Genomic DNA, 24,717 nt, shown 5'->3' on the forward strand with positions numbered 1-24,717 from the left:
TAAACAGGAAAGCGATTTATCGACGGCAGTATATGGGGCTGCGAGCGTATTCGCGGCCCCTGTTCCCGACCCATCCGGCGAGTGCGATCGGCTCGCCGCCCGATGGGTGCGACACGACACAGTAATTAACACATTTCAACTTGGAATGCTGTTACGCTGCAGCGCGATATTGCCGTCCAGAATTACATCTCCCTAGGCAATCCAGTCTTCGGCACCGCACCGTGTGTCCGAATGGCGACCCGCTTGCCGCCGTACCATCGAGCGCGCAACGCGGGCGCATGCCGGCCAGTCAGCGTCAGTACACGCCTGGCGCCGGAACCTTATTCATCATTTAACAAATACGCGATGCAAATCAATCTCACACCGAATTTTTCGGCTGGGTCCGCCGTGCCCGCCGCAGTACCCCTGGTCGCACTGGAATTTTTGGCATTCACCTTGGGTACGGAGGAATACGGCATCGATATCCAGAAGGTGCAGGAGTTGCGCGGCTACGACAGCGTGACCCGGATTGCCAACGCCCCCGAGTTCATCAAGGGCGTGGTCAATCTGCGCGGGATCATCGTGCCGATCATCGACATGCGCCTGAAGTTCAACCTCGGTACGCCGAGCTATGACCAGTTTACGGTGGTGATCATTCTGAACATCGGCGGGCGGGTGGTTGGGATGGTGGTCGACAGCGTCTCGGACGTGATCACCTTGACGCCGGAGCAGGTCAAGCCGGCGCCGGAAATGGGTTCGGCGGTGAACGTCGATTACCTGATCGGCCTGGGCGCGCTCGACGAGCGGATGCTGATCCTGGTCGATATCGACCGCCTGATGTCGAGCGCCGAAATGGGGCTCATCGAAAAAATGGCGGCCTGATCACAGCCCCGCCAACTCAATATTTATCGGTTCGGAGACACAATGTTCAGAAACATATCAATCAAATTGCGCCTGGTTGCCACGATGGCCTTCATGGGAGTCATGCTGATTATCGGCGGCGCGATGGGGGTCCTTGGCCTGCAAAGCACGAATGGCTCCTTGCAGGAGGTGTACAGCACCCAGTTGGCCTCCGCCACCGCGATCAATACGTCGATAATCCGGCTGCTCCAGGAGCGCACGGCGCTTGATCGCGTCATCATGCGTCCGGGTGCGTCGAATGCCGCCGAGACCGTCAAGCGCGCCCAGGGGTTTCGCGAACAATCGGATACGGCATGGAAGACCTACCTGGCGTTGCCGGCAAGCGCAGAGGAAAAAAAACTGGCGGATGAAGTGATCGCCAACCGCGACATCTATCTGCGCGATGGTGTCGGCGCATTGCTGGCCGCCATCAATGCCGGACAAGGGGAAGAAGCGGAGCGGATCATGTTTGAAAAAATGGTTCCGCTGTTTTCCCCCTTTGAGAAAAGTACCAGGGCGCTCACGGATTTTCAGATGAAAACCGCCGCCGCGACCTATGAGCGCAGCCAGTCGATGTTCGAGATCTTCCGTGTCCTGGCTATCGGCGGCGTCCTGTTCGGACTGCTGGCAGTAGCCGTATCCGCGTTCTTCCTGGTGCGCGCCATTACGCGGCCGCTGCAGGAAATGCTCGGCCATTTCGATGCGATTGCCGGCGGCAACCTGAACCGTCGCATCGAAGCGGCGTCCACCAATGAAATGGGCATGCTGATGAGCGGGCTGGCGAAGATGCAGCACAGCCTGATCGAAACCGTGCGCGAAGTACGCAGCGGCACCGACACCATCGCCACCGCCTCGGGGCAGATCGCGGCCGGCAACGCGGACCTCTCGTCGCGCACCGAAGAGCAAGCCAGCTCGCTGGAAGAAACCGCATCCTCGATGGAAGAGCTGACCTCGACCGTCAAGCAAAACGCCGACAACGCGCGCCAGGCCAACCAACTGGCAGTCTCGGCCTCGGAAGTGGCCAGCCGCGGCGGCACGGTGGTCTCGCAAGTGGTGCAGACGATGGGCTCGATCAACGCCTCGTCGAAAAAGATCGTCGACATCATCGGCGTCATCGACGGCATCGCCTTCCAGACCAACATCCTGGCGTTGAACGCGGCGGTGGAAGCGGCGCGCGCCGGCGAACAGGGAAGAGGATTCGCGGTGGTGGCTGCCGAAGTCAGGAACCTGGCGCAGCGCAGTGCAGCCGCGGCCAAGGAAATCAAGACCCTGATCGACGACTCGGTCGACAAGGTCGACTCGGGAGCCAAGCTGGTGGACGAAGCGGGCGCCACGATGCAGGAAATCGTCGACAGCATCCAGCGGGTCACCGACATCATGAGCGAAATCACCGCAGCCAGTGCGGAGCAGACCTCGGGGATCGAACAGATCAACCAGGCGATCACGCAAATGGACCAGGTCACGCAGCAAAACGCGGCGCTGGTGGAAGAAGCGGCGGCGGCCTCGGAAGCGATGCAGGAACAGGCCGGCAAGCTGGCGCAGGTGGTGGCGGTGTTCCGGCTGGATGGAGCGCAACTGCAGCAGGCGGCAGTGCGCAGCATCACGCCGCAGGCGGTGGCGGGCGGCGGCGTGCGCACGATTCCCGCCGCTGCACCCAAACGGACGGCCCCGGCCAAGCGTCTGGCGGCGGCGCAAGGCAGCTCCAACGACGAATGGGAACAGTTCTAGGCGTGCCGCCGAGCGACGTCCGTCGCGTCACGTTGGCGTCGCCACCCGCGGTATCGAGCCGCTCATGTTCGCTTGCAAGCCTGATTCGCGCGCTTGAGGGCAGCGCGCGGCACCGGCGTCATCGGCTGGTCACCTGATTGTCAGCAACACCCCGGTACCTCGGCGATGGGACCAGTGTGTCCTCCCGCCGAAATGGGAAAAACAGGGAGTATGACGAAACCCTGCCGTACTTGGATTGCGGAGACTGATGCGCTCCTGTCACCGGCATGCCGATGGCGCCTCACAGGTGCTGGAACAGACCCTTTAGGCTCAGCCCGAGCGCCGTCGCCAGTGTGTGGATTGCGTCCAGCGACGGGTTGGCGCCGCCAGTTTCGATCCGGCTCATGTAGGTACGGGCAAAACCGCATTTATCCGCGAATGCCTCTTGCGACAAGCCCTGTGCCTGGCGCAGCTCACGGATGCATTCTCCAAAACGGCGTCTCAGTTGTGACATAAACGTCCACTGTTGCCCAAGGCACACTAACAGTGAACACACTAATCGTGACATCCGGGGCTGGATGCTGTACCCTTCGCGCCGTAAATGTTGCCGTATGGAACTAAATTTACAGACAGCCATCGACCGAACGTGGCGAGGCAGCAAACTTGGCGCTCTGTTTTTTGAGAAGGTGAGTCGACGCCATGAAACCGGTATATGTGCACTGCCAGACATCATTTACCGATCGGCCATTACGAAGCGGGGCACCCCCTTGATGATCAACCGCAATAGAAGGGACTACGATGCAAGCAAGCGCCACGCCGAATCTTCGGCGGTCTGATACCGGGCCACCGGCCGCGAGGATCGAGTCGCCGCTGGAATTTCTGGCATTTACCATTGGTGCCGAAGAATACGGCATTGATATCCAAAAGGTACAGGAGTTGCGCGGCTACGATGCCGTCACCCGCATCGCCAATGCGCCCGCTTTCCTGAAGGGCGTAGTCAATCTGCGCGGCACGATTGTCCCGATCGTCGACATGCGCATCAAGTTCAATCTGGGCCAGCCAGCCTATGACCAACTCACGGTCGTCATCGTACTCAATATCGGCGGGCGGGTGGTCGGCATGGTGGTCGACAGCGTTTCGGACGTGATTACCCTGACGCCGGAGCAGATCAAGCCGGCGCCGGAGATGGGTACCGTGGTCGATACCGGCTATCTGATCGGCTTGGGGACGCTCGACCAGCGGATGGTGATCCTGGTCGATATCGATCGCCTGATGTCCAGTAAAGAAATCGGCCTGATCGATAAGCTGGCCGCTTGAGCCGGCCTGCCAATACACGGCCGCACCCGGCCATCAAACACTATTTTCAGGAGCAGACCCGTGAACTGGTTTCATCACATGCGACTCGCCACCAAACTGGCGCTTTCCTTCGCCGCCGTACTCGTATTGACCTTGATCCTCGGCGCTTTCTCGATCATCCAGTTGGCGAAGGTCAACGCCAGCTCCAGCGATATCGCCGACAACTGGATGCCGGCCTCGCGCGCGGCGCTGGAAATGAAGGCCAGCCTGGCGCGCTATCGGGGGCAGGCATTGCAGCATATTCTTTCGGTCGACGAACCCGAAATGACGAGGTATGAAGCAAGCATGGCTACCGCTGCGGCAGACTTCCAGAAAAACGGTGAAGAATTTTCGCGCCGCATTTCCAGATCGGAAGAAAAAGCGATGTACGGCGAAATCCTCAAGCTGTGGGGAACGTATATCGACGAAAGCACCAACATCGTCGCCTTGTCACGTGGAAATATGACTGAGGAAGCGCGAACCGCAATCCGCGGCGAATCGTCGCGGTTGAACGCCGAACTCACCAAGAACATCGATATGCTGGCGCAATTGAGTGTGGACGGCGGCATCCAGGCTTCGCACGTGGGCGATGCACTGTACGAGACAGCGCGCAGCCTGATCATCGGTCTGCTGCTCGGTGCCCTGGCGCTGGGCATCGTCGCCGCCTTCCTGATGACGCGCTGGCTGATGAAGCAACTGGGCGGCGAACCGAATTACGCTGCCGGGATAGCGGGCAAGATTGCGGCGGGCGACCTGACGGTGGCGGTCGAGACCAAGGCCAATGACCGGAGCAGCCTGCTGTATGCGATGAAAAGCATGCGCGACAGCCTGGCGAAAGTGGTGGGTGAAGTACGCAGCGGCACCGACACCATCGCCACCGCCTCGGGGCAGATCGCGGCCGGCAACCAGGACTTGTCCTCGCGCACCGAAGAGCAAGCCAGCTCGCTGGAAGAAACCGCCTCCTCGATGGAAGAACTGACCTCGACCGTCAAGCAAAACGCCGACAACGCGCGCCAGGCCAATCAACTGGCGGTCTCGGCCTCGGAAGTGGCCAGCCGCGGCGGCACGGTGGTCTCGCAAGTGGTGCAGACGATGGGCTCGATCAACGCCTCGTCGAAAAAGATCGTCGACATCATCGGCGTCATCGACGGCATCGCCTTCCAGACCAACATCCTGGCGTTGAACGCGGCGGTGGAAGCGGCGCGCGCCGGCGAACAGGGAAGAGGATTCGCGGTGGTGGCTGCCGAAGTCAGGAACCTGGCGCAGCGCAGTGCAGCCGCGGCCAAGGAAATCAAGACCCTGATCGACGACTCGGTCGACAAGGTCGACTCGGGAGCCAAGCTGGTGGACGAAGCGGGCGCCACGATGCAGGAAATCGTCGACAGCATCCAGCGGGTCACCGACATCATGAGCGAAATCACCGCAGCCAGTGCGGAGCAGACCTCGGGGATCGAACAGATCAACCAGGCGATCACGCAAATGGACCAGGTCACGCAGCAAAACGCGGCGCTGGTGGAAGAAGCGGCGGCGGCCTCGGAAGCGATGCAGGAACAGGCCGGCAAGCTGGCGCAGGTGGTGGCGGTGTTCCGGCTGGATGGGGCGCAACTGCAGCAGGCGGCAGTGCGAAGCATCACGCCGCAGGCGGCGCCGGGCGGCAGCGCGCGCACGATTCCCGCCGCTGCACCCAAACGGACGGCCCCGGCCAAGCGTCTGGCGGCGGCGCAGGGCAGCTCCAACGACGAATGGGAACAGTTCTAGCCGGCGCCGCCCGGCCCTGATCCTTATCCAAAGGATCAGGGAGTATAAATAAATTTCCCTTTATTTTTAAGCAGGAAAGCGGTTTATTGACGGCAGTATATGAGGCTGCAAACGTCCCCGCAGCCTCTGTCCCCGACACATCCGGCGAGCCCGAGCGGCTCGCTGCCCCGAATGGTTGCGGCATGACACATTAGTTAACACATTTCCAAATCGAATGTGTTACATTGCCCCGCAATGTTGCCGTATGGAATCAAATTTTCCGGAGCGATCCAGCCTTCGGCACTGCACAGTGTGTCCGAATCGCGACCCGATTGCCGCCGCACCATCGAGCGCGCAAACCGGGCGCATGCCGGCTGGTCGGCAGACCAGACCGGCTGCGGAACTCCATTCACTATTTAATCAATACGCGATGCAAACCAATCCCACACCGAATCTCGCGGCCGGCCACATCGGGTCGTCCGCTGCGGCGCTTCCGCCCACACTGGAATTCCTGGCGTTTACCCTGGGCACGGAGGAATACGGCATCGACATCCAGAAGGTGCAGGAGTTGCGCGGCTACGACAGCGTGACCCGGATTGCCAACGCCCCCGAATTCATCAAGGGCGTGGTCAACCTGCGCGGCATCATCGTGCCGATCATCGACATGCGCCTGAAGTTCAATCTCGGCACGCCGAGCTACGACCAGTTTACGGTGGTGATCATTCTCAACATCGGCGGGCGGGTGGTTGGGATGGTGGTCGACAGCGTCTCGGACGTGATCACCCTGACGCCGGAGCAGGTCAAGCCGGCGCCGGAAATGGGCTCGGCGGTGAACGTCGATTACCTGATCGGCCTCGGTGCGCTCGACGAGCGGATGCTGATCCTGGTCGATATCGAGCGCCTGATGTCGAGCGCCGAGATCGGGCTGATCGACCAGTTGGCCACCTAACCAAACCGTCAACCATTCATCTGAAACACCATGAACATTGCAAACCTGAAAGTCAGCCAGCGGCTCGCCCTTGGCTTTGGCATGTTGATCGTATTCATGACAATCATCACGCTGGCCGGTGTGGTGCGCTTGACGCAACTGGCAACGCAGATCGACGAGGTGGTCAACGAACATTATGAAACCACCGCGCTGCTGCACCGGCTGCAGGACCAGGTCAACCTGCAGGCCCGCAGCATGCGTAACATGATCCTGTTGACCGACCAGGCGGAAGCGAAGCAGGAACTGGATCGGATCCTGCAAGCCAGTTCGAACGTGGCCCAGGATTTCACCCAGCTGGAAAAGGTACTTCGCCTGCCGGAAGCGCGGACGCGCTTGAAGGCATTGATGGAGGTGCGTAGCGCGTACATCGGGGCGCGCGATAGCGTCATCCAGTTGGCCAGCGAGGACAAGAAGGATCAGGCACGCGACGCGTTGTTTTTGCAGGTTCGTCCGTTGCAGGCTGATTATTTCAAGGCTTTGGCGGATATGGTGGAATTCGAGGCAACGCTGATGCGCCAATCCGGCAAGCAGGCCGAAGAAACGGCGCGGGCGACAACCATACTGATGCTCGGCCTCGGCGCCTTTGCCGTGCTGCTCGGCATTCTGGCCGCATGGTTCATCACCCGCGGACTGATGAAGCAACTGGGCGGCGAACCGAATTACGCGGCCGGGATAGCAGGCAAGATTGCGGCGGGCGACCTGACGGTGGCAGTCGAGACCAAGGCCAACGACAAGAGCAGCCTGCTGTATGCGATGAAAAGCATGCGCGACAGCCTGGCGAAAGTGGTGGGTGAAGTACGCAGCGGCACCGACACCATCGCCACCGCCTCGGGGCAGATCGCGGCCGGCAACCAGGACTTGTCCTCGCGCACCGAAGAGCAAGCCAGCTCGCTGGAAGAAACCGCCTCCTCGATGGAAGAACTGACCTCGACCGTCAAGCAAAACGCCGACAACGCGCGCCAGGCCAATCAACTGGCGGTCTCGGCCTCGGAAGTGGCCAGCCGCGGCGGCACGGTGGTCTCGCAAGTGGTGCAGACGATGGGCTCGATCAACGCCTCGTCGAAAAAGATCGTCGACATCATCGGCGTCATCGACGGCATCGCCTTCCAGACCAACATCCTGGCGTTGAACGCGGCGGTGGAAGCGGCGCGCGCCGGCGAACAGGGAAGAGGATTCGCGGTGGTGGCTGCCGAAGTCAGGAACCTGGCGCAGCGCAGTGCAGCCGCGGCCAAGGAAATCAAGACCCTGATCGACGACTCGGTCGACAAGGTCGACTCGGGAGCCAAGCTGGTGGACGAAGCGGGCGCCACGATGCAGGAAATCGTCGACAGCATCCAGCGGGTCACCGACATCATGAGCGAAATCACCGCAGCCAGTGCGGAGCAGACCTCGGGGATCGAACAGATCAACCAGGCGATCACGCAAATGGACCAGGTCACGCAGCAAAACGCGGCGCTGGTGGAAGAAGCGGCGGCGGCCTCGGAAGCGATGCAGGAACAGGCTGGCAAGCTGGCGCAGGTAGTGGCGGTGTTCCGGCTGGATGGGGCGCAACTGCAGCAGGCGGCGCCGGGCGGCAGCGCGCGCACCATTCCCGCTGCACCCAAACGGACGGCCCCGGCCAAGCGTCTGGCGGCGGCGCAGGGCAGCTCCAACGACGAATGGGAACAGTTCTAGGCGTGCCGGGCAAGCAGGCGGCAATCTGCCGTCTGCGCCACTCTTGGTGGAGTATTTTGTGAAAGCAGCTATTTTATCGACGAGATTAGTCCCGATCGGTGGGAGTATATAAACGGATCGGGTTACTGCGGGCTCCGCCGGCGCACTTCGGTGACGCCAGCGCGGATGCGGCCCGGGCACCATGCTTTGGGCGATAATAGCGGCTTCCTGAAATCTCCCACTTGCCATGCCACATTTTTCCCCCTTGCGGAACGACACCTTCCTGCGCGCGCTGCGCCGCCAGCCGACCGACTACACGCCGCTGTGGCTGATGCGCCAGGCCGGGCGTTATTTACCCGAATACCGCGCCACGCGCGAACGCGCCGGCTCCTTCCTCGGTTTGGCCAAGAACCCGGACTACGCCACCGAAGTGACCTTGCAGCCGCTCGACCGCTACGCGCTGGACGCGGCGATCCTGTTTTCCGACATCCTGACGGTGCCGGACGCGATGGGGCTGGAGCTGTATTTCGTCGACGGCGAAGGGCCGAAATTCCGCCATCCGCTGCGCGATGAAAAGGCCGTCATGGCCCTGCGCGCGCCCGATCTCGGCAGCCTGCAATACGTATTCGACGCCGTCACCCAGATCCGCACCGAGCTGAACGGGCGGGTACCGCTGATCGGCTTTTCCGGCAGCCCCTGGACCTTGGCCTGCTACATGGTGGAAGGTGGCGGCTCGGACGATTTCCGCACCGTCAAGACCATGCTGTACAACCGCCCGGATCTGATGCACCACATCCTGCGCACCAACGCGGCAGCGGTGGCGGCCTACCTGAACGCCCAGGTCGACGCCGGCGCCCAGGCGCTGATGCTGTTCGACACCTGGGGCGGGGCGCTGGCCGACGGCGCCTACCAGCAGTTTTCGCTGGACTACATGCGCGCGGTGCTGGCGCAACTGAAGCGGGACAAGGATGGCGAATCGATTCCGGTGATCGTCTTCACCAAGGGCGGCGGCCTGTGGCTGGAGCAGATCGCGGCGATCGGCGCCGATGCGGTTGGCCTCGACTGGACCGTCAACCTCACCGAGGCGCGAGCCCGGGTCGGCCAGCGCGTGGCGCTGCAGGGCAATCTCGATCCGGCGGTGCTGTTCGCCCAGCCGGAGCAGATCCGCGCCGAAGTGGAAAGGGTACTGACGGCATTCGGCGCGCCCAGCGCTGGGAGCGGCCATGTGTTCAATCTGGGGCACGGGATTTCACAATTCACGCCGCCCGAAGCGGTCACGGCGCTGGTCGAGGCGGTGCATCAAATCAGCCGCTCCATGCGCGCCTGAGGGCACTGGAGTGCAGCCGGGCGAACCCTGCGGAAAGCCGCCGCCGGTAGCGGAAAGCGGCTTTGCGGCAGCGCCCAAGGCAGTAAAACGTGCTTACTTATGCACAAAATGATCTTTTAAACAACGTCGCGAAAATTAAAAAAAACCTTATTGCCTTGGCGCAGAGAAAATTCTTAAGTTATTGATTTTCAAGTAGTTAATTTTTGCGATTAGTTTGTGCATTTTGTTGAAACCCGCGTGGATCATGGCTCTAGCGATTGTCAAGAGGCGCTTACTCACAAAGTTATCCACAATTTTTGTGGATAGTTGAAAAAGCGCTTTAGAATCGGGTGCTTAGGTGACAACATGAATTTTTACATTAACTTCTTGTTGCGTTGCATCGTCGCTGTCTGGATTAAACCAGCTTGACAGGCGGCCGTTTTCCCCCCGCCAGTAGAGCGGCGCGGTGGCGGCAAGCCGGACATCGGCGGCGTTCGATTTTACAAATTCACCCGGATGCGCAAACTTGTTTGTCAAGCTGCAACATGCTGCGCGTGGCAGCCGGGCGGCCCGAGGTTTCCCTATTTGCAAGGTTTGTTTATGGAAAGCCAGAGCCCGTGCCATGTTCCGCCCGAAATGCCTCGATAAGCCGCGGATTTGCATACTCAGGTCATGCAAGAGCCGGCACCAGGAACAATTTTTATCTGCACTGCAACAACTTATGCACATTCCTGAATGGGATGCGGGACGGCAAATTTTTATGAAAAGAATTTTTTATGTTTTCAGAGAGATTTGCAAGCCATTGATTTTAAAGAAGTTATATTTTGCATTTGGTTTGGGCAATCTAATGCAAGCCGCATGAATTCTGGCGTTTACGGCTGTCAAGAGGTACTTACCCACAAAGTTATCCACAGTTTTTGTGGATAGTCTGAAAATTCCATATGAAACCGTTAGTTAGCCCGACTTCTCAGGAATTACATTAAGTCGTGGAACCACGAATCCTCAAAATCGCGCTCGATACCCCGCTTGACTTTGCTTTCGACTACCGTTGGCAAGCGGCGTCGGATGTGCCGCCGCCACAAATCGGGCAATTGGCGCTGGTGCCGTTCGGCCGGCGCGAGGAGGTCGGCGTGATCGTCGGCATCGAAGACGTTTCCGCGCTGGCGCCGGACAAGCTGAAAACCGTGCTGGCGCTGCGCGCCGAGTTGGCGCCGCTGTCGGCGTCGTGGCTGGCGCTGTGCGCTTTTGCCGCCGAGTATTACCAGCGGCCGCTGGGCGAGGTGATGCTGCCCGGCTTGCCGAAGAACCTGCGCGCAGCCAAGCCGCTGGCGCTGCTGCGCGCGCTGAAAAAGCTGTCCAAGGACGGGGCGGCGCCAGTCGCGGCGCCGGTTGCCGACGCACCCGCATTGAATCCGGCGCAGCAGGCCGCGGCCGACGCGATTGCCGGCGCCGATGGTTTCGCGCCCAGCCTTTTATATGGGGTCACTGGCAGCGGCAAGACCGAGGTCTATCTGCATGCCGCCGCGCGCGTGCTGGCGCTGGCGGCGGCGCGTGGCGAGGCGGCGCAGGTCCTGATCCTGGTGCCCGAGATCAACCTGACGCCGCAACTGGAAGCCAGCGTACGCGCGCGCTTTCCCGGCACGCTGGTAGCGACCCTGCACAGCGGCCTGGCCGAAGGCGAGCGCACACTACACTGGCTGGCGGCGCACCTGGGGCGCGCGGCGATCGTGCTCGGCACGCGGCTGGCGGTGCTGGCCTCGCTGCCGCACCTGAAGCTGATCGTGATCGACGAAGAGCACGATCCGTCCTACAAGCAGCAGGAGGGCTTGCGCTATTCGGCGCGCGACCTGGCGGTGTGGCGCGCGCACCAGTTGCAGATCCCGGTGGTGCTGGGCTCGGCCACGCCGTCGCTGGAATCCTGGCAGCACGCGCAGTCGGGCCGCTACCGGAAACTGGAACTGCGCGCCCGCGCGGTGCGCGACGCCATGCTGCCGAAGGTGCGCCTGATCGACATGGAGCGCGACAAGCCGGCTGAAGGGCTGACCTCGACCCTGATCGGCGCCTTGAAGCAGCGCCTGCAGCGCGGCGAGCAGTCGCTGCTGTTCCTGAACCGGCGCGGCTATGCGCCGGTGCTGGCGTGCGACGCCTGCGGCTGGGTCAGCGACTGCCGCCGCTGCACGGCCTTCATGGTGCTGCACAAGCCGGAGCGGCGCCTGCGCTGCCATCACTGCAGCCTGGAGCTGCCGATCCCGCGCCACTGTCCGACCTGCGGCAACGTCGACCTGCAGCCGCTCGGGCGCGGCACCCAGCGGCTGGAGGAAAGTCTGCAGATCCAGTTTCCGGAAGCGCGCCTGTTGCGCATCGACGCCGACTCGACCCGCAGAAAGGGCAGCGCGCAAGCCGCGTTCGAGCAGGTGCACCAGGGCGAAGTCGACATCCTGATCGGCACCCAGATGGTGGCCAAGGGGCACGACTTCAAAAACCTGACCCTGGTCGGCGTGCTGAACCCCGACACCGCACTGTTTTCACACGACTACCGCGCCAGCGAGCGGCTGTTCGCGCAACTGATGCAGGTCGCCGGGCGCGCCGGCCGTGCTGCGCAAAAGGAGGGCGGCAGTCCCAGCGAAGTGCTGATCCAGAGCCGCTATCCGCAGCACCCGCTGTTTGCCGCGGTGATGGCGCACGACTACGACCATTTCGCTGCCGCGCTCTTGGCCGAGCGGCGCGCCGCCGAACTGCCACCCTACATCCACCAGGCGCTGCTGCGCGCCGAGGCGCGCGAATTGCAGGTGGCGCTGGATTTCCTACAACTGGCCAAGGACTGCCTGCCGCACCAGGGCATCACGCTGCACGACCCGATCCCGATGACGCTGACCCGGGTGGCCAACGTCGAGCGCGCGCAACTGTTGCTCGAATGCGCGTCGCGGCCGGCGCTGCAGGCGTTCCTGAAACAGTGGGTTGCGGCGCTGCGCGCGATGAAGAGCCGCGTCAAATGGTCGCTGGAAGTCGATCCGGTCGATATTTGACGCGAGATGCGTGGAGCCGTGCCGCGCACGAACTGAAACGCCCGAGAAAGCGCGGGCGTACGACCTGGTTCCATGCGGCCGGCCTTTCCTGGCGGCCGTTTGATATAGCGCAAATGCGCCGTGCTCGCGCATGGTAATCGCAGTGAGAAATACTAAAGTTCAGGCTTGGCAAGGGTCTTCCTATGGCTGCGTTGCCGCCGCGGCCTTTACATCACCAGCAAATCAAGTCGTCGGCATCGATGTGGTTCCGCCCAGATCTCTCGGGTGGTTGCTCGACAGGAGGCTTCGGCATGAGCACCGCTACTGCCATCGTGCAGCAGGCATACACTGCTTTCGGTCAGGGAAATGTGCCGGCGATCCTGGAGCTGGTGGCGGACGAGGTCGATTGGGAGTTCGTCGGTTCGAACAATTTGCCGTACGCCGGGCGGCGGCGCAACCGCGCCGAGGTGGCCGCTTTTTTTGCGGCAATCCTGGTGGCGGACGCGATTCACGTGTTCGAGCCGCGCGAATTCATTGAGGCTGGCGAGCATGTCACCGTACTCGGATGGGAGCAATCCACGGCGCTCGACAGCAAGCAGGATTTTGCCTCCGAATGGGCCCATGTCTTCACCGTCAAAGGCGGCAAAATCACGCGCTGGCGGGGGTTTTTCAACACCGCGGCGCGTATGGGCTGTAGTAGCACTGACCGCCGTCGCCATCCGGAACTGGCCATGCTCGCTGCACCGGCTGGCCTGGTTGGCACCAGTTCAAGGAGTCAAGCATCGTGCGTATGTTACTCAACGTCGTATTCCCCCATGAGCCGTTCAATACCGCGGTCCGGAACGGCACGGCGGGGGCCGTGATTCGACGCATCACCGAAGAAATCAAGCCGGAAGCAATCTACTTTACCGAGCAGAGCGGGCAACGGGGCGCCGTGCTGATCGTCGATGTCGAACGGGCCGCGCAGATCCCGGCGCTGGCCGAGCCGTGGTTCCTGCACTTCAATGCCGACTGCCAATTCCGGATCGCGATGACGCCGGAGGACCTGCAGCAAGCCGGGCTGGAGGAGCTGGGCAAGAAGTGGGGATAGGTAGCGGCGAATGCCTGCCGAATGCTTTGAGGCAGCGCCGGTCCGGCGGTCAATCGACGAAGATTTCGATCCGCTCCTTGCCGCGCCCGATGTTATTGCGCTTCAGACGCAGTATGCCGACTTCGCCGGTGCGCCGCAGGTGTGTGCCGCCGCAGGGCACGCGCGCAAAACCCGGCAGTTCCCAGTAGCGTTGTTCGCTCGGTCCGTCGGCGAAGGCGCTGACGATGGTGCGGTCGGCGTCAACGATCGCCTGCGCCTGGGTCGCCAGCGCCGGCAGCAGCGGCGCGATGTTGTGCGGCCAGGCGAAGTCGATCCTGGCCTTGTCGACGGCGATGTGCGCACCCACCTTGTCGATGTCGCCCAGCGTTTTATAGACCAGTTCCAGCACCAGTTCGGCGGCGAAATGCAGCCGCATCAGGCGGTAGCGCCGGGACCAGTCGATCTCGACCCGCACCGCCTGCCCGGTGCACAGGCCATGCTGCGGCGCCATCGTATAGAGAATCTCCATGCCGTCCTTCTGCGCCGCCAGCACCGGCTGGCCAGCGATCGAACCGGCATCGCTTTCCTGGCCGCCGGAAAACGCATAGAAAATGGTCGCTTCCAGCGTCACCTGCGCGCCGCGAACGCTGGCGATGCGGGTCTCTAGCGTGGTTTGGTAAGGATCGTCCCAGAATACTTTGCGCGGCATGCGATGCCTCCAACGGTTACCCAACCGGATAGTGTAATTCGGCTGTCCGGTCGGAGGTGGAATCAAACGGTTTGCGCAAAGATCATCACCCTTTCCACTTCCTTCGTTGCTTGCGCCGCGCCCCAAAAAAACATGAGACTTCCTGCCAGCGTGATCAGAACCGGCGTCCCCGTGTGCGCGCTGGCGCTGGCGCTGTCGTTTGCCGCGCAACTCGCATTCGGCGGGACGCCGGGTGAGCGGACGGCGCAGCCTACTGTAGCGCAACCGGCCCAACTGCCGGGCGCAATACCCGCGGCAACTGCCGCCGAAACCGTGACACTGCCGGCCGGGGTGCGGCTGCTGCGCGATGTGGCCTATGGTCGCGACCCGCAACAGCGCATGGACGTATATCTGCCGCCGCAGGCGAAGCAGGCGCCGGTATTGCTGATGGTGCATGGCGGCGCTTGGCGCTATGGCGACAAGGGTGCGCGCGCAGTGGTGGAAAACAAGCTGGCGCGCTGGGCGCCGCAGGGTTTCATCCTGGTTTCAGTCAATTACCGGCTGTGGCCAAGGGCCGACCCGTTGCAGCAGGCCGAGGATGTCGCGCACGCGCTGGCCGCAGCCCAAGGCAAAGCGCAGCAATGGGGCGGCGACCCGGCCCGTTTCATCCTGCTCGGGCATTCAGCCGGTGCACACCTGGTTGCGCTGCTGGCGGCGGCGCCGGCCCGGGCGCTGGCGCTCGGCGCCCGGCCGTGGCTGGGCGCGATCGTGCTGGACAGCGCCGCGCTCGACCTGGTGCAACTGATGCAGGCCCGCCATTCGAGGCTGTACGACCGGGTATTCGGCAGCAACCCGGCCTACTGGCAGTCGGTATCGCCGTTCGACCAATTGACGACCGCTGCACTGCCGATGCTGATGGTGTGCTCGACCCGGCGCCAAGCCGATTCCTGCACGCCGGCGCATGCATTTGCCGCCAAGGTGAACCTGTTCGGCCGCCCGGCCGGGGTGCTGGAGCAAGACTTGTCGCACCGCCAGATCAATCAGGAGCTCGGCCTGCCCGGTGCGTATACCGACACGGTCGAAGGTTTCATGGCCACGCTCGACCCCGCGGTAAGGATCGTGCTGGCCAGCCATGCCGCAAATGCCCGCTGAAGCTGCCTGATGCCGTCCGCGCCCGCTGCCAGCCTACCTGCCGCCCATCGTGGTGACAGCTTTTTGGCCTGGTTCTTCGTGCTGGTCTGGGGTTCCGGCTACCTGGCCAGCAAGGCCGGCATGCAGGATGCGCCGCCATTCACCTTCCTGTCCCTGCGCTACCTGTTCGGCGTCGCCTGCCTGCTTCCATGGCTGTTGCTGGCGCGAGCGCGCTGGCCGCGCAGCGGCCGCGAATTTTTCCATATTTGCGTCGCCGGCCTGCTGATGCATGCGGTCAATCTGAGCGGCAGCCACTATGCGCAATACCTCGGCATGTCGGCCGGCATCACCGCCTTGCTGCTGGCGACCCAGCCGCTGCTGACGGCAGTGTTCGCATCCCGGCTGATGGGCGAGCGGCTGCGCCCGGCGCAATGGCTGGGGGTCGGCCTCGGCCTGCTGGGCGTGGCGCTGGTGGTGTGGCACAAGGTCAACTTCCAGGCCGCTTCCGGCGCCAGCCTGATGGCGGTCGGCATTTCGCTGCTGGCGATTACCGGCGGCACCTTGTATCAGCGGGTGTTTTGCCCGGCGGTCGATCTGCGCAGCGCCTCGCTGATCCAATTCTTGGCGTCGCTACTGGTGCTGCTGCCACTGGCGTGGCAAGTCGAGGGCTTCGCGGTGCGCTGGAGCTGGAGCCTGCTGGGTTCGATCGCCTTCCTGGTGATCTTCGCCTCGATCCTGGCGGTCAACGCGCTGCACCTGTTGATGCGGCGCGGCCACGCCACCCGCGTCACCAGCCTGTTTTTCCTGACGCCGATCATCGCCGTGCTGCTGGAATGGCTGATGTATGGCGTGGTGCCGGCCTCGCTCAGCCTCGCCGGCATTGCGGTGACCTGCGCCGGCGTCGCGCTGGTGTCGGCGCGGCGCCCGGCGCCGGATCCTGGCGCCAGCGGCCAGGCTTGATCAGGGCCCGCCTTCAGTGCCCGGGATTTTCCGGAAATTTTTATGATCAGCTGGAGTATGTGGTAATCAGGGTTTATTTATAGGCGACAACAGGTCGGTGGATCTGGAGTATCTGTCCGCTCCAGCAGAGGCGGCGGTCAAGCCCAGCAATACGCCGGCGCTGAGCGGGAGCCGGAGCGCGCTGCGCCGAACAGATGATCCTGCAGGAAGCGATGGATCGCCGTCACGTCCGCCAGCGGCAGCCAGGGTTGTGCGCAATCCAGCGCGATATCGCTGGCGACCGCGACGATGGCCGGGTTGTCCAGTTGCGGTGGCCGCGCCAGGGAGCTGCGGTGCAGCCGCAGTTGCGGCAGGTCGCTGTCCTTATAGCCTTCCACCAGCACCAGGTCGCAGGGAGCCAGCCGGGCCAGCAGTTGCGGCAGGCCGGGCGGCTCGTCCGGCGCGAACTCCTGCAGCAGCGCCAGCCGGCAGTCGCCGACCAGCAGCACTTCGCCGCAGCCGGCGCGGCGCATCCGGTGCGAATCCTTGCCGGGGCGGTCGAGGTCGAAGCCGTGGTGGGTGTGCTTGATGGCCGACACCGTGTAGCCGTCCTGGCGGAAGCGCGGGATCAGTTGCTCGATCAGCGTCGTCTTGCCGCTGCCGGAATAGCCGCTGATGCCGAAGACTTTCATCATTGCACCAGCGGGCTGCCAGCGGCGTCCAGCTCGGCCCCGCAGATGCTGGCGGCGCCGGCCAGCAGCCGCACGTATTGCTGGAAGGCCTTGGCGAACACCGCCTGCCGCATGCGCTCGGCGATTTGCGGCTGCACTTCCTCGAACGGCAGCACCCGGCCCGGCACGCGCTGGTCGATGCGCACGATATGAAAACCGTACCGGGTATTCACCAGGCCGGGCAGGATGCCGAGCGCCGGCTTGGCATGCTGCTTGTGCTCGAACAGCGCCTGCTCGAATTCCGGCACGCTGTCGCCGCGCCCGAGCTGGCCCAGGCTGCCGCCGACCGCGGCCGACGGGCAATTCGAATTGTCGCGGGCGGCGGTGGCAAAGCTGTCCGGTTGCGCCAGCACCTCGTGCAGCACCCGTTCAGCGGCCGCGCGCAGCGCCGCCAGCGGCACCCGCTCCGAGCTGGCGAACAGGATATGGCTGGCGGCCACCAGTTCGCCGACGCAGAATTCAGAATCGGCGTGCAGCGCGTAGTAGCGCCGGCATTCCTGCTCGTCGGCTTGCGGCAGGCGCACTTCCTGCGCCAGCAGGCGTTCCAGCGCGGCATCGAAGGCGGCGCCGTGGTCGGGGTTGGCCTCGGCAGCGGTGTCGGCTGTCAGCAAGCCCAGCTCCAGCGCCCGCTGGCGCAGCAATTCGCGGATCGCCAGCGCGTTGCGCGCCGCCGCTTCCGAGTCGTGCCATTCCAGCTCGGCGGCGATCGCGGCGGGCGGAATCACGGTGTCGTTGATCACCAGTGGCAAGGCTTGATCCATGGTCGATTCCTTCGCAGTCAAAAGCGGTTAGCGCTTGCGCACGATCTGGTACGGTCGCACCACATAGCCGATGCTGGCAAAGCCGCTCCAGACGTGCACCAGGCGCGAGAATGGAAACAGCAGGAACAGCGTCATGCCGAAGAACAGGTGCACGCGGTAGATTAGCGGCGTGCCGGCCAGGAAGGCGGCGGCGTCGCCGCGGAAGGTGACGATGTGCTGCGCCCAGTTGGCCAGCAGCAGCATCACCGAGCCATCCATGTGGGCGAACGAGGCGAAGATGCTGATCAGGCCGAGCAGCAGCGTGACCAGGATCCAGAGCAGGATGAAGATGTCCATGCGGCTGCTGGTGGCGCGGATGCGTGGCTCGGCGAGGCGCCGGTGCACCAGCAGCACCAGGCCGATCAGGCACAGCAAGCCCATCACGCCGCCGGCCGCCATCGCCAGCAGTTGCTTGCCGGCAGTGGACAAGCCCACCGCGTGGTACAAGTCCTGCGGCGTCAACAGGCCGACCAGGTGGCCGAAAAACAAGCCGAGCACGCCGATATGGAACAGGTTGCTGCCCCAGCGCAACTGGCCGCGCTTCAGCAATTGGGAGGAATCGCTCTTCCAGGTGTACTGGTCGCGGTCGAAGCGCACCAGGCTGCCGAGCAGGAAGATGGTGAGGGCGATGTACGGATAGATTCCGAACAGGAAGTTATGAAAGGCGCTCATGTCAGGCTCCTGCGCTGGGGCTGGAAGGGGAACGGGAGGGGGACGCAGACGCGGCAGACGGGCTGCCGGCACGCGGCTGGAAACGGATCACCGCTTCGCCGGCCGGATTGACGGTCGGCGTCGCGCAGCCGCCGCCAAAGGCGACCGGCTCCTCGGCCCAGGCGGCGTCGATCGCCTCGAAGTCGTCAGCCTCGATGGCACCATCCCGGGCGACGAATTCGCCTGCGACCGGCTTTTCGCCGCACAGCGAGAGCAGCGCATTCAACGCATGGTGATAATGGCTGCCGGCCGCAGCCAGCCGCGCGCCCAGCGCCTGCAGGATGTGCGCAGTTTCGGCCAGCAGTTCGCGTGCCTCGGCGCGCGGCTGGCGCGACAGGAATTCGAGGAATACCGGCAGATAATCGGGCAATTCGGCGGCGGCCAGGTGCAGCCCCTGGCCAGCATACAGCTGCTGCAGGTCGACCATCGCCTGGCCACGGTCGCGCGATTCGCCGTGCACGTGCTCGAACAGGTGCAGCGAATGGCCGCGCCCGCGGTCGAACAGGCTGACGTAGTTTTCCTGCAGCGTGTAGAGGTCGTGCCGCCCCAGGTAGTCGCACAATGCAACGATCTCCTGCAGGCCCTGACGCGGCAGCAGTTTTTCCGCCTGCAACGCGGCGCGCAATTCGGGCAGCGCCGCCAGCAGTTCGGCCTGCGGATAGTCGAGCAGGGCGGCGATTGCGGAATACGTCGGCAGGCGGCAAGCGGTAGTGACGGTGTTCATAGCGCCTCCTTGATCGGGATCACGCGGCTCTTTTTCTTGCCGCCGAACAGGCTCAACTCGGAGTCGCCGCCGGAACAGCCGTTGCCAAACGAAAAGCCGCACGAGCCGCGCAGATCGAAGGTGTTTTCGGCATATTCGCGGTGCGTGGACGGGATCACGAAGCGGTCTTCGTAATTGGCGATTGCCATGTAGCGGTACATGTCCTCGACCTGCGCGGTGGAGAGGCCGACCTGCGCCAGCAGCGCCGGGTTGTCGTGCTTGTCGACGTGGCGTTCGCGCATGAAGGCGCGCATCGCCAGCATCCGCTCCAGCGCCAGCTTGACCGGCTGCTCGTCGCCGGCGGTCAGCAGGTTGGCCAGGTAGCGCAGCGGGATGCGTAGCGATTCGACGTCCGGCAGCAGGCCGCGGGTGCCGATCTGGCCGTTGTTGGCGGCAGCGGAAATCGGCGACAGCGGCGGCACATACCAGACCATCGGCAGCGTGCGGTACTCGGGATGCAGCGGGAAGGCGATCTTCCACTCGATCGCCATCTTGTAAGTCGGCGACTGTTGCGCCGCGACCAGCCAGGCTTCCGGCACGCCATCCTTGCGTGCCTGTTCCTGCACTTTTGGATCGTGCGGATCGAGGAACAGGTCGAGCTGGGCCTGGTACAGGTCCTGCTCGTTGGCCGCACTGGCGGCCTGCTCGATGCCATCGGCGTCATACAGCAGCACGCCCAGGTAGCGGATGCGGCCGACGCAGGTTTCCGAACAGACCGTCGGCTGCCCGGCTTCGATGCGCGGGTAGCAGAAAGTGCATTTTTCCGCCTTGCCGGACTGCCAGTTGTAGTAGATCTTCTTGTACGGACAGGCCGAGACGCACATGCGCCAGCCGCGGCACTTGTCCTGGTCGACCAGCACGATGCCGTCTTCCTCGCGCTTGTAGATCGAGCCGGACGGGCAGGCGGCGACGCAGGCCGGGTTCAGGCAGTGCTCGCACAGGCGCGGCAGGTACATCATGAAGGTGTTCTCGAACTGGCCGTAGATGTCCTTCTGCACCGCCTCGAAGTTGTAGTCCTGCGAGCGCTTCTCGAATTCGCCGCCGAGGATTTCTTCCCAGTTCGGACCCCACTCGATCTTTTCCATCCGTTCGCCGGTGATCAGCGAGCGCGGCCGCGCCACCGGCTGCGTGCGGCTGGTGGGCGCGTTGTGCAGATGCTGGTAGTCGAAGGTGAACGGCTCGTAATAGTCGTCGATCTGCGGCAGGTGCGGGTTGGCGAAAATCTTCGCCAGCACGCGCCATTTGCCGCCGATCTTCGGCGCGATCTTGCCGTTGTCCTTGCGCTGCCAGCCGCCCTGCCAGCGCTCCTGGTTTTCCCAGTCCTTCGGATAACCGATGCCGGGCTTGGTTTCGACGTTGTTGAACCAGGCGTATTCCATGCCGGGGCGCGAAGTCCAGACGTTCTTGCAGGTCACCGAGCAGGTATGGCAGCCGATGCACTTGTCCAGGTTCAGCACCATCGCAATTTGGGCGCGTATTTTCATGTCAGGCCTCTGAGGTGTTGGCGGTGGCGGCGTCGGCTTCGCCGTCCATCCAGTCGATCTTGTTCATCTTGCGTACGATCACGAATTCGTCGCGGTTCGAGCCGACCGTGCCGTAGTAGTTGAAGCCGTACGACAGTTGCGCATAGCCACCGATCATATGGGTCGGCTTCAGCACCGCGCGCGTCACCGAGTTGTGGATGCCGCCGCGCGTGTTGGTGATTTCCGAACCTGGCACGTTGATGATCTTTTCCTGCGCGTGGTACATCAACACCATGCCCGGCATCACGCGCTGGCTGACCACCGCCCGCGCGCACAGCGCGCCGTTGGCGTTGAAGGCTTCGATCCAGTCGTTGTCGACAATCCCGGCCTTTTTCGCATCGGTTTCGGAAATCCAGACGATCGGCCCGCCGCGCGATAGCGTCAGCATCAACAGGTTGTCGCTGTAGGTGCTGTGGATGCCCCATTTCTGGTGCGGCGTGATGAAGTTCAGCAGGATCTCCGGGTTGCCGTTCGGCTTGGCGTTATGCAGGGCCTGGTGGCTGCGGGTGTCGATCGGCGGCCGGTACACGCACAGCGCTTCGCCAAAGGCGCGCATCCAGGCGTGGTCCTGGTACAACTGCTGGCGCCCGGACAGCGTGCGCCAGGGAATCAGCTCGTGCACGTTGGTATAGCCGGCGTTGTAGCTGACGTGCTCGGACTCGATCCCGCTCCAGGTCGGCGACGAGATGATCTTGCGCGGCTGTGCCTGGATGTCGCGGTAGCGGATTTTTTCATCCTCCCGGGTGCGCGCCAGGTGGGTGTGGTCGATGCCAGTGAAAGCCGACAGCGCGGCCCAGGCCTTGACCGCCACTTCGCCGTTGGTTTCCGGCGCCAGCGCCAGGATCACTTCGGCGGCGTCGATGTCGCTGTCGATGCGCGGCCGCCCCTTGGCGGCGCCGTCGGCCACGGTGTAGCTCAATTGGCCGAGCAGCTTGACTTCGTGCTCGGTGTTCCAGTTGATGCCCTTGCCGCCGTTGCCGAGCTTGTCCATCAGCGGTCCGAGCGAGGTGAAGCGGGCGTAGGTGTTCGGGTAGTCGCGCTCGACCACGATCATGGCCGGCATGGTCTGGCCCGGAATCGCCTCGCATTCGCCTTTCTTCCAGTCCTTGACTTCGGCCTGCGCCAGCTCGGCCGGCGTGTCGTGCTGCAGCGGCAGCGTCACCAGGTCCTGCTCGACGCCCAGCTGGCCGACCGCCAGTTCCGAAAACTTCTTGGCGAAGCCCTTGTAGATTTCCCAGTCGCTCTTCGCCTCCCAGGCGGCGTCGACCGCCGCCGACAGCGGATGGATGAACGGGTGCATGTCGGAGGTGTTGAGGTCGTTCTTTTCGTACCAGGTCGCGGTCGGCAGCACGATGTCGGAATACAGGCAGGTGGTCGACATGCGGAAGTCGAGCGTCACCAAGAGATCCAGCTTGCCTTCCGGCGCCTGTTCATGCCAGGCCACGTCTTCCGGTTTGGCGCCGCCGCTTTGCCCCAGGTCCTTGCCCTGCACGCCGTGCGTGGTGCCGAGCAGGTGCTTGAGGAAATATTCATGTCCCTTGCCGGACGAGCCGAGCAGGTTGGAGCGCCAGACGAACAGGTTGCGCGGGAAGTTTTGCGGGTGGTCCGGGTCTTCGCAGGCAAATTTCAGCTCGCCGCTTTTCAGCCGATCCAGCGCGTACTGTTTCGGTTCGATGCCGGCAGCCTTGGCCTCCTTGGTGATGGCGATCGGGTTGGCCTGCAATTGCGGCGCCGACGGCAGCCAGCCCATGCGTTCGGCGCGCGCGTTGTAGTCGATCAACTGGCCGCTGAACTGGCTGGCGTCGGCCAGCGGCGACAGGATGCTGGCTACCTGCAGCGTTTCATAACGCCACTGGTCGGTGTGCGCGTAGAAGAACGAGGTGCTGTTCATCTGGCGCGGCGGCCGGTTCCAGTCGAGCGCGAAGGCCAGCGGTGTCCAGCCGGTTTGCGGGCGCAGCTTTTCCTGGCCGACATAATGCGACCAGCCGCCGCCCGACTGGCCGACGCAGCCGCACATGATCAGCATGTTCATGATCGCGCGGTAATTCATGTCCATGTGATACCAGTGGTTCAGGCCGGCACCGAGAATCACCATCGACTTGCCGTGCGTCTTGTCGGCGTTGTCGCCGAATTCGCGCGCCACCTGGATCACGTCGGCGCGCGGTACGCCGGTGATCTTTTCCTGCCAGGCCGGGGTGTACGGCAGGTCGTCGTCGTAGCTGGCGGCAACGTTCGGGCCGCCCAGGCCCTGGTCCAGGCCGTAGTTGGCGACGAACAAGTCATACACGGTGGCCACCAGGATTTCGCCCTCGACCGTCTGCACCCGCTTGGCGGCGATGTGGCGCGGCAGGATGCCGGCGTGGCTGGTGGAGGCGAAATGCTCATGCTCCTGGTTGCCGAAGTAGGGAAAGCCGACTGCGACCACTTCATCGTGCTGCCCGACCAGCGACATGCGCGGGCGGATGGCGGCGCCGCCGGCATCCTCTTCCTTCAGGTTCCATTTGCCCTGATCCTGGCCTTCCTTCTGGCCCCAGCGGAAGCCGATCGAGCCGACCGGCGCGGTGAAGCGCCCGGACAGTTCGTCCAGCACCACGGTTTTCCACTGCGGATTGTTGTCCTGGCCAAGGCGGTCGGCGAAGTCGGAACTGCGCAACAGGCGCTCCGGCACGTAGTGTTCGCCCTGTTTCACCAGCCGCACCAGGTGCGGCATGTCGGTGTACTGGCGGCAATAGTCGTGGAAATAGCTGCTGGCGCCGGACAGGTGGAATTCCTTCAGGATCACGTGGCCCATCGCCAGCGCCAGCGCGGCGTCGGTGCCCTGTTTCGGGTGCAGCCAGATGTCGCCGAACTTGGCGCCTTCGGCGTAATCGGGGAATACCGAGACGATCTTCGCCCCCTTGTAGCGCACCTCGGCCATGAAGTGCGCATCCGGCGTGCGGGTTTGCGGCACGTTCGAGCCCCACATCATGATGTAGGTCGAGTTGTACCAATCGGCCGATTCCGGCACGTCGGTCTGTTCGCCCCAGGTCTGCGGCGAGGCCGGCGGCAGGTCGCAATACCAGTCGTAGAAGCTCATGCAGACGCCGCCGATCAGCGACAGGTAGCGGCTGCCGGCGGCATACGACACCATTGACATCGCCGGAATCGGTGAAAAGCCGATGATGCGGTCCGGACCGTATTCCTTGATGGTGTGGATGTTGGCGGCGGCGATCAGCTCATTCACCTCGTCCCAGTTGGCGCGCAGGAAGCCGCCCATGCCGCGCTGGCGCTGGTAAGACTTGAGCGCGGCCGAATCGCCGGTGATCGCGGCCCAGGCCGCCACCGGCTCCAGCGTTTTGCGCTTCTCGCGCCACAGCTTCAACAGCGCGCTGCGGATCATCGGGTGCTTCAAGCGGTTGGCGCTGTACAGGTACCAGGAATAGGAAGCGCCGCGCGCACAGCCGCGCGGCTCGTGGTTCGGCATGTCGGGCCGGGTGCGCGGGTAGTCGGTCTGCTGGGTTTCCCAGGTGACGATGCCGCCCTTGACGTAGATCTTCCACGAGCAGGAGCCGGTGCAGTTGACGCCGTGCGTCGAGCGCACGATCTTGTCGTGCGCCCAGCGGTCGCGGTAGGCGTTTTCCCAAGCCCGGTTTTCGCTGGTGGTCATGCCGTGGCCATCGGCAAAGGTCGGCTTGTCGGCGCTGAAAAAGCGCAGGCGGTCGAGGAAATGGCTCATGTGGGCTCCTTGGGTCCAGGCAAATGATTGGAAGCGG

The 24,717-nt window shown here is 63.3% G+C and carries 21 protein-coding genes; 12 read left to right on the plus strand and 9 right to left on the minus strand.

From position 1 onward, the window contains the following. The first annotated feature begins 345 nt into the window (after window positions 1–345). Both ACK2VC_RS09570 and ACK2VC_RS09575 read left to right on the plus strand, forming a co-directional pair. Complete coding sequence (locus ACK2VC_RS09570; protein WP_486730117.1) at window positions 346–861, plus strand: chemotaxis protein CheW; 516 nt, start codon at window positions 346–348, stop codon at window positions 859–861. 42 nt (window positions 862–903) lie between these two features. Continuing rightward, window positions 904–2,607 (plus strand): methyl-accepting chemotaxis protein, encoded by a 1,704-nt coding sequence (locus ACK2VC_RS09575; protein WP_486730118.1) that lies wholly within the window; start codon window positions 904–906, stop codon window positions 2,605–2,607. Between the two features lie 280 nt (window positions 2,608–2,887). Here the strand turns inward: ACK2VC_RS09575 and ACK2VC_RS09580 are convergent, their stop codons facing one another. Next, complete coding sequence (locus tag ACK2VC_RS09580; protein ID WP_486730119.1) at window positions 2,888–3,100, minus strand: helix-turn-helix domain-containing protein; 213 nt, start codon at window positions 3,098–3,100, stop codon at window positions 2,888–2,890. A gap of 284 nt (window positions 3,101–3,384) precedes the next feature. Here ACK2VC_RS09580 and ACK2VC_RS09585 point away from each other — a divergent pair, with 284 nt between their 5' ends. From ACK2VC_RS09585 to hemE, 5 genes are all read left to right on the plus strand, one after another. Further along, on the plus strand, window positions 3,385–3,903 hold the full coding sequence (locus ACK2VC_RS09585) for a chemotaxis protein CheW (RefSeq protein ID WP_486730120.1): 519 nt from the start codon (window positions 3,385–3,387) through the stop codon (window positions 3,901–3,903). A gap of 60 nt (window positions 3,904–3,963) precedes the next feature. Further along, complete coding sequence (locus ACK2VC_RS09590; RefSeq protein ID WP_486730121.1) at window positions 3,964–5,679, plus strand: methyl-accepting chemotaxis protein; 1,716 nt, start codon at window positions 3,964–3,966, stop codon at window positions 5,677–5,679. 409 nt (window positions 5,680–6,088) lie between these two features. Then, the gene (locus ACK2VC_RS09595) at window positions 6,089–6,607 is read left to right on the plus strand and encodes a chemotaxis protein CheW (protein WP_486730122.1); all 519 of its coding nucleotides are present in this window, start codon (window positions 6,089–6,091) and stop codon (window positions 6,605–6,607) included. A gap of 30 nt (window positions 6,608–6,637) precedes the next feature. Beyond that, complete coding sequence (locus ACK2VC_RS09600; RefSeq protein WP_486730123.1) at window positions 6,638–8,320, plus strand: methyl-accepting chemotaxis protein; 1,683 nt, start codon at window positions 6,638–6,640, stop codon at window positions 8,318–8,320. Between the two features lie 226 nt (window positions 8,321–8,546). Then, window positions 8,547–9,626: a uroporphyrinogen decarboxylase gene (gene hemE / locus ACK2VC_RS09605; protein ID WP_486730124.1), complete on the plus strand. Its 1,080-nt coding sequence runs from the start codon at window positions 8,547–8,549 to the stop codon at window positions 9,624–9,626. Between the two features lie 333 nt (window positions 9,627–9,959). Here hemE and ACK2VC_RS09610 read toward each other — a convergent pair whose 3' ends face one another. Further along, on the minus strand, window positions 9,960–10,142 hold the full coding sequence (locus tag ACK2VC_RS09610; protein WP_486730125.1) for a hypothetical protein: 183 nt from the start codon (window positions 10,140–10,142) through the stop codon (window positions 9,960–9,962). Between the two features lie 449 nt (window positions 10,143–10,591). Here ACK2VC_RS09610 and ACK2VC_RS09615 point away from each other — a divergent pair, with 449 nt between their 5' ends. From ACK2VC_RS09615 to ACK2VC_RS09625, 3 genes are all read left to right on the plus strand, one after another. Beyond that, complete coding sequence (locus ACK2VC_RS09615) at window positions 10,592–12,631, plus strand: primosomal protein N' (RefSeq protein ID WP_486730126.1); 2,040 nt, start codon at window positions 10,592–10,594, stop codon at window positions 12,629–12,631. A gap of 290 nt (window positions 12,632–12,921) precedes the next feature. Then, window positions 12,922–13,473, plus strand: a complete 552-nt coding sequence (locus tag ACK2VC_RS09620) for a nuclear transport factor 2 family protein (RefSeq protein WP_486730127.1) — start codon at window positions 12,922–12,924, stop codon at window positions 13,471–13,473. Further along, entirely contained in the window at window positions 13,395–13,700 is a 306-nt protein-coding gene (locus ACK2VC_RS09625) for a panthothenate synthetase (RefSeq protein ID WP_486730128.1), read from the plus strand. The genes ACK2VC_RS09620 and ACK2VC_RS09625 overlap by 79 nt, the downstream gene beginning before the upstream one ends. A gap of 49 nt (window positions 13,701–13,749) precedes the next feature. Here ACK2VC_RS09625 and ACK2VC_RS09630 read toward each other — a convergent pair whose 3' ends face one another. Continuing rightward, a complete protein-coding gene (locus ACK2VC_RS09630; RefSeq protein WP_486730129.1) occupies window positions 13,750–14,388 on the minus strand; it encodes an alanyl-tRNA editing protein in 639 nt (212 codons plus the stop codon). A 132-nt stretch (window positions 14,389–14,520) separates the two neighbouring features. On the opposite strand from ACK2VC_RS09630, the gene ACK2VC_RS09635 reads away from it, so the two are divergent. Together ACK2VC_RS09635 and ACK2VC_RS09640 are read left to right on the plus strand one after the other, a co-directional pair. Then, a complete protein-coding gene (locus ACK2VC_RS09635; protein ID WP_486730130.1) occupies window positions 14,521–15,519 on the plus strand; it encodes an alpha/beta hydrolase in 999 nt (332 codons plus the stop codon). 9 nt (window positions 15,520–15,528) lie between these two features. Then, on the plus strand, window positions 15,529–16,458 hold the full coding sequence (locus ACK2VC_RS09640) for a DMT family transporter (RefSeq protein WP_486730131.1): 930 nt from the start codon (window positions 15,529–15,531) through the stop codon (window positions 16,456–16,458). 137 nt (window positions 16,459–16,595) lie between these two features. Here the strand turns inward: ACK2VC_RS09640 and mobB are convergent, their stop codons facing one another. The 6 genes from mobB to ACK2VC_RS09670 are packed head-to-tail and all read right to left on the minus strand — an operon-like array spanning window position 16,596 to window position 24,680. Beyond that, the gene (gene mobB / locus ACK2VC_RS09645; protein WP_486730132.1) at window positions 16,596–17,132 is read right to left on the minus strand and encodes a molybdopterin-guanine dinucleotide biosynthesis protein B; all 537 of its coding nucleotides are present in this window, start codon (window positions 17,130–17,132) and stop codon (window positions 16,596–16,598) included. Continuing rightward, window positions 17,129–17,929: a peptidylprolyl isomerase gene (locus ACK2VC_RS09650; RefSeq protein WP_486730133.1), complete on the minus strand. Its 801-nt coding sequence runs from the start codon at window positions 17,927–17,929 to the stop codon at window positions 17,129–17,131. The genes mobB and ACK2VC_RS09650 overlap by 4 nt, the downstream gene beginning before the upstream one ends. Window positions 17,930–17,956: 27 nt before the next feature. After that, window positions 17,957–18,640: a respiratory nitrate reductase subunit gamma gene (narI, locus tag ACK2VC_RS09655; protein ID WP_486730134.1), complete on the minus strand. Its 684-nt coding sequence runs from the start codon at window positions 18,638–18,640 to the stop codon at window positions 17,957–17,959. Window position 18,641: 1 nt separating this feature from the next. Next, window positions 18,642–19,403, minus strand: a complete 762-nt coding sequence (gene narJ / locus ACK2VC_RS09660) for a nitrate reductase molybdenum cofactor assembly chaperone (protein WP_486730135.1) — start codon at window positions 19,401–19,403, stop codon at window positions 18,642–18,644. After that, window positions 19,400–20,926 (minus strand): nitrate reductase subunit beta, encoded by a 1,527-nt coding sequence (narH, locus tag ACK2VC_RS09665; protein ID WP_486730136.1) that lies wholly within the window; start codon window positions 20,924–20,926, stop codon window positions 19,400–19,402. The genes narJ and narH overlap by 4 nt, the downstream gene beginning before the upstream one ends. 1 nt (window position 20,927) lies before the next feature. Continuing rightward, on the minus strand, window positions 20,928–24,680 hold the full coding sequence (locus ACK2VC_RS09670) for a nitrate reductase subunit alpha (protein ID WP_486730137.1): 3,753 nt from the start codon (window positions 24,678–24,680) through the stop codon (window positions 20,928–20,930). Window positions 24,681–24,717: the final 37 nt, after the last annotated feature.

The sequence above is a fragment of the Herbaspirillum sp. WTB6 genome, from assembly GCF_057457785.1.

Coding starts and splice junctions, on each gene's coding strand:
- ACK2VC_RS09570 (WP_486730117.1), top strand. CDS start 346: ATGCAAATCAATCTCACACCGAATTTTTCGGCTGGGTCCGCCGTGCCC.
- ACK2VC_RS09575 (WP_486730118.1), top strand. CDS start 904: ATGTTCAGAAACATATCAATCAAATTGCGCCTGGTTGCCACGATGGCC.
- ACK2VC_RS09580 (WP_486730119.1), bottom strand. CDS start 3,100: ATGTCACAACTGAGACGCCGTTTTGGAGAATGCATCCGTGAGCTGCGC.
- ACK2VC_RS09585 (WP_486730120.1), top strand. CDS start 3,385: ATGCAAGCAAGCGCCACGCCGAATCTTCGGCGGTCTGATACCGGGCCA.
- ACK2VC_RS09595 (WP_486730122.1), top strand. CDS start 6,089: ATGCAAACCAATCCCACACCGAATCTCGCGGCCGGCCACATCGGGTCG.
- ACK2VC_RS09600 (WP_486730123.1), top strand. CDS start 6,638: ATGAACATTGCAAACCTGAAAGTCAGCCAGCGGCTCGCCCTTGGCTTT.
- hemE (WP_486730124.1), top strand. CDS start 8,547: ATGCCACATTTTTCCCCCTTGCGGAACGACACCTTCCTGCGCGCGCTG.
- ACK2VC_RS09620 (WP_486730127.1), top strand. CDS start 12,922: ATGAGCACCGCTACTGCCATCGTGCAGCAGGCATACACTGCTTTCGGT.
- ACK2VC_RS09630 (WP_486730129.1), bottom strand. CDS start 14,388: ATGCCGCGCAAAGTATTCTGGGACGATCCTTACCAAACCACGCTAGAG.
- ACK2VC_RS09635 (WP_486730130.1), top strand. CDS start 14,521: ATGAGACTTCCTGCCAGCGTGATCAGAACCGGCGTCCCCGTGTGCGCG.
- ACK2VC_RS09640 (WP_486730131.1), top strand. CDS start 15,529: ATGCCGTCCGCGCCCGCTGCCAGCCTACCTGCCGCCCATCGTGGTGAC.
- mobB (WP_486730132.1), bottom strand. CDS start 17,132: ATGATGAAAGTCTTCGGCATCAGCGGCTATTCCGGCAGCGGCAAGACG.
- ACK2VC_RS09650 (WP_486730133.1), bottom strand. CDS start 17,929: ATGGATCAAGCCTTGCCACTGGTGATCAACGACACCGTGATTCCGCCC.
- narI (WP_486730134.1), bottom strand. CDS start 18,640: ATGAGCGCCTTTCATAACTTCCTGTTCGGAATCTATCCGTACATCGCC.
- narJ (WP_486730135.1), bottom strand. CDS start 19,403: ATGAACACCGTCACTACCGCTTGCCGCCTGCCGACGTATTCCGCAATC.
- narH (WP_486730136.1), bottom strand. CDS start 20,926: ATGAAAATACGCGCCCAAATTGCGATGGTGCTGAACCTGGACAAGTGC.
- ACK2VC_RS09670 (WP_486730137.1), bottom strand. CDS start 24,680: ATGAGCCATTTCCTCGACCGCCTGCGCTTTTTCAGCGCCGACAAGCCG.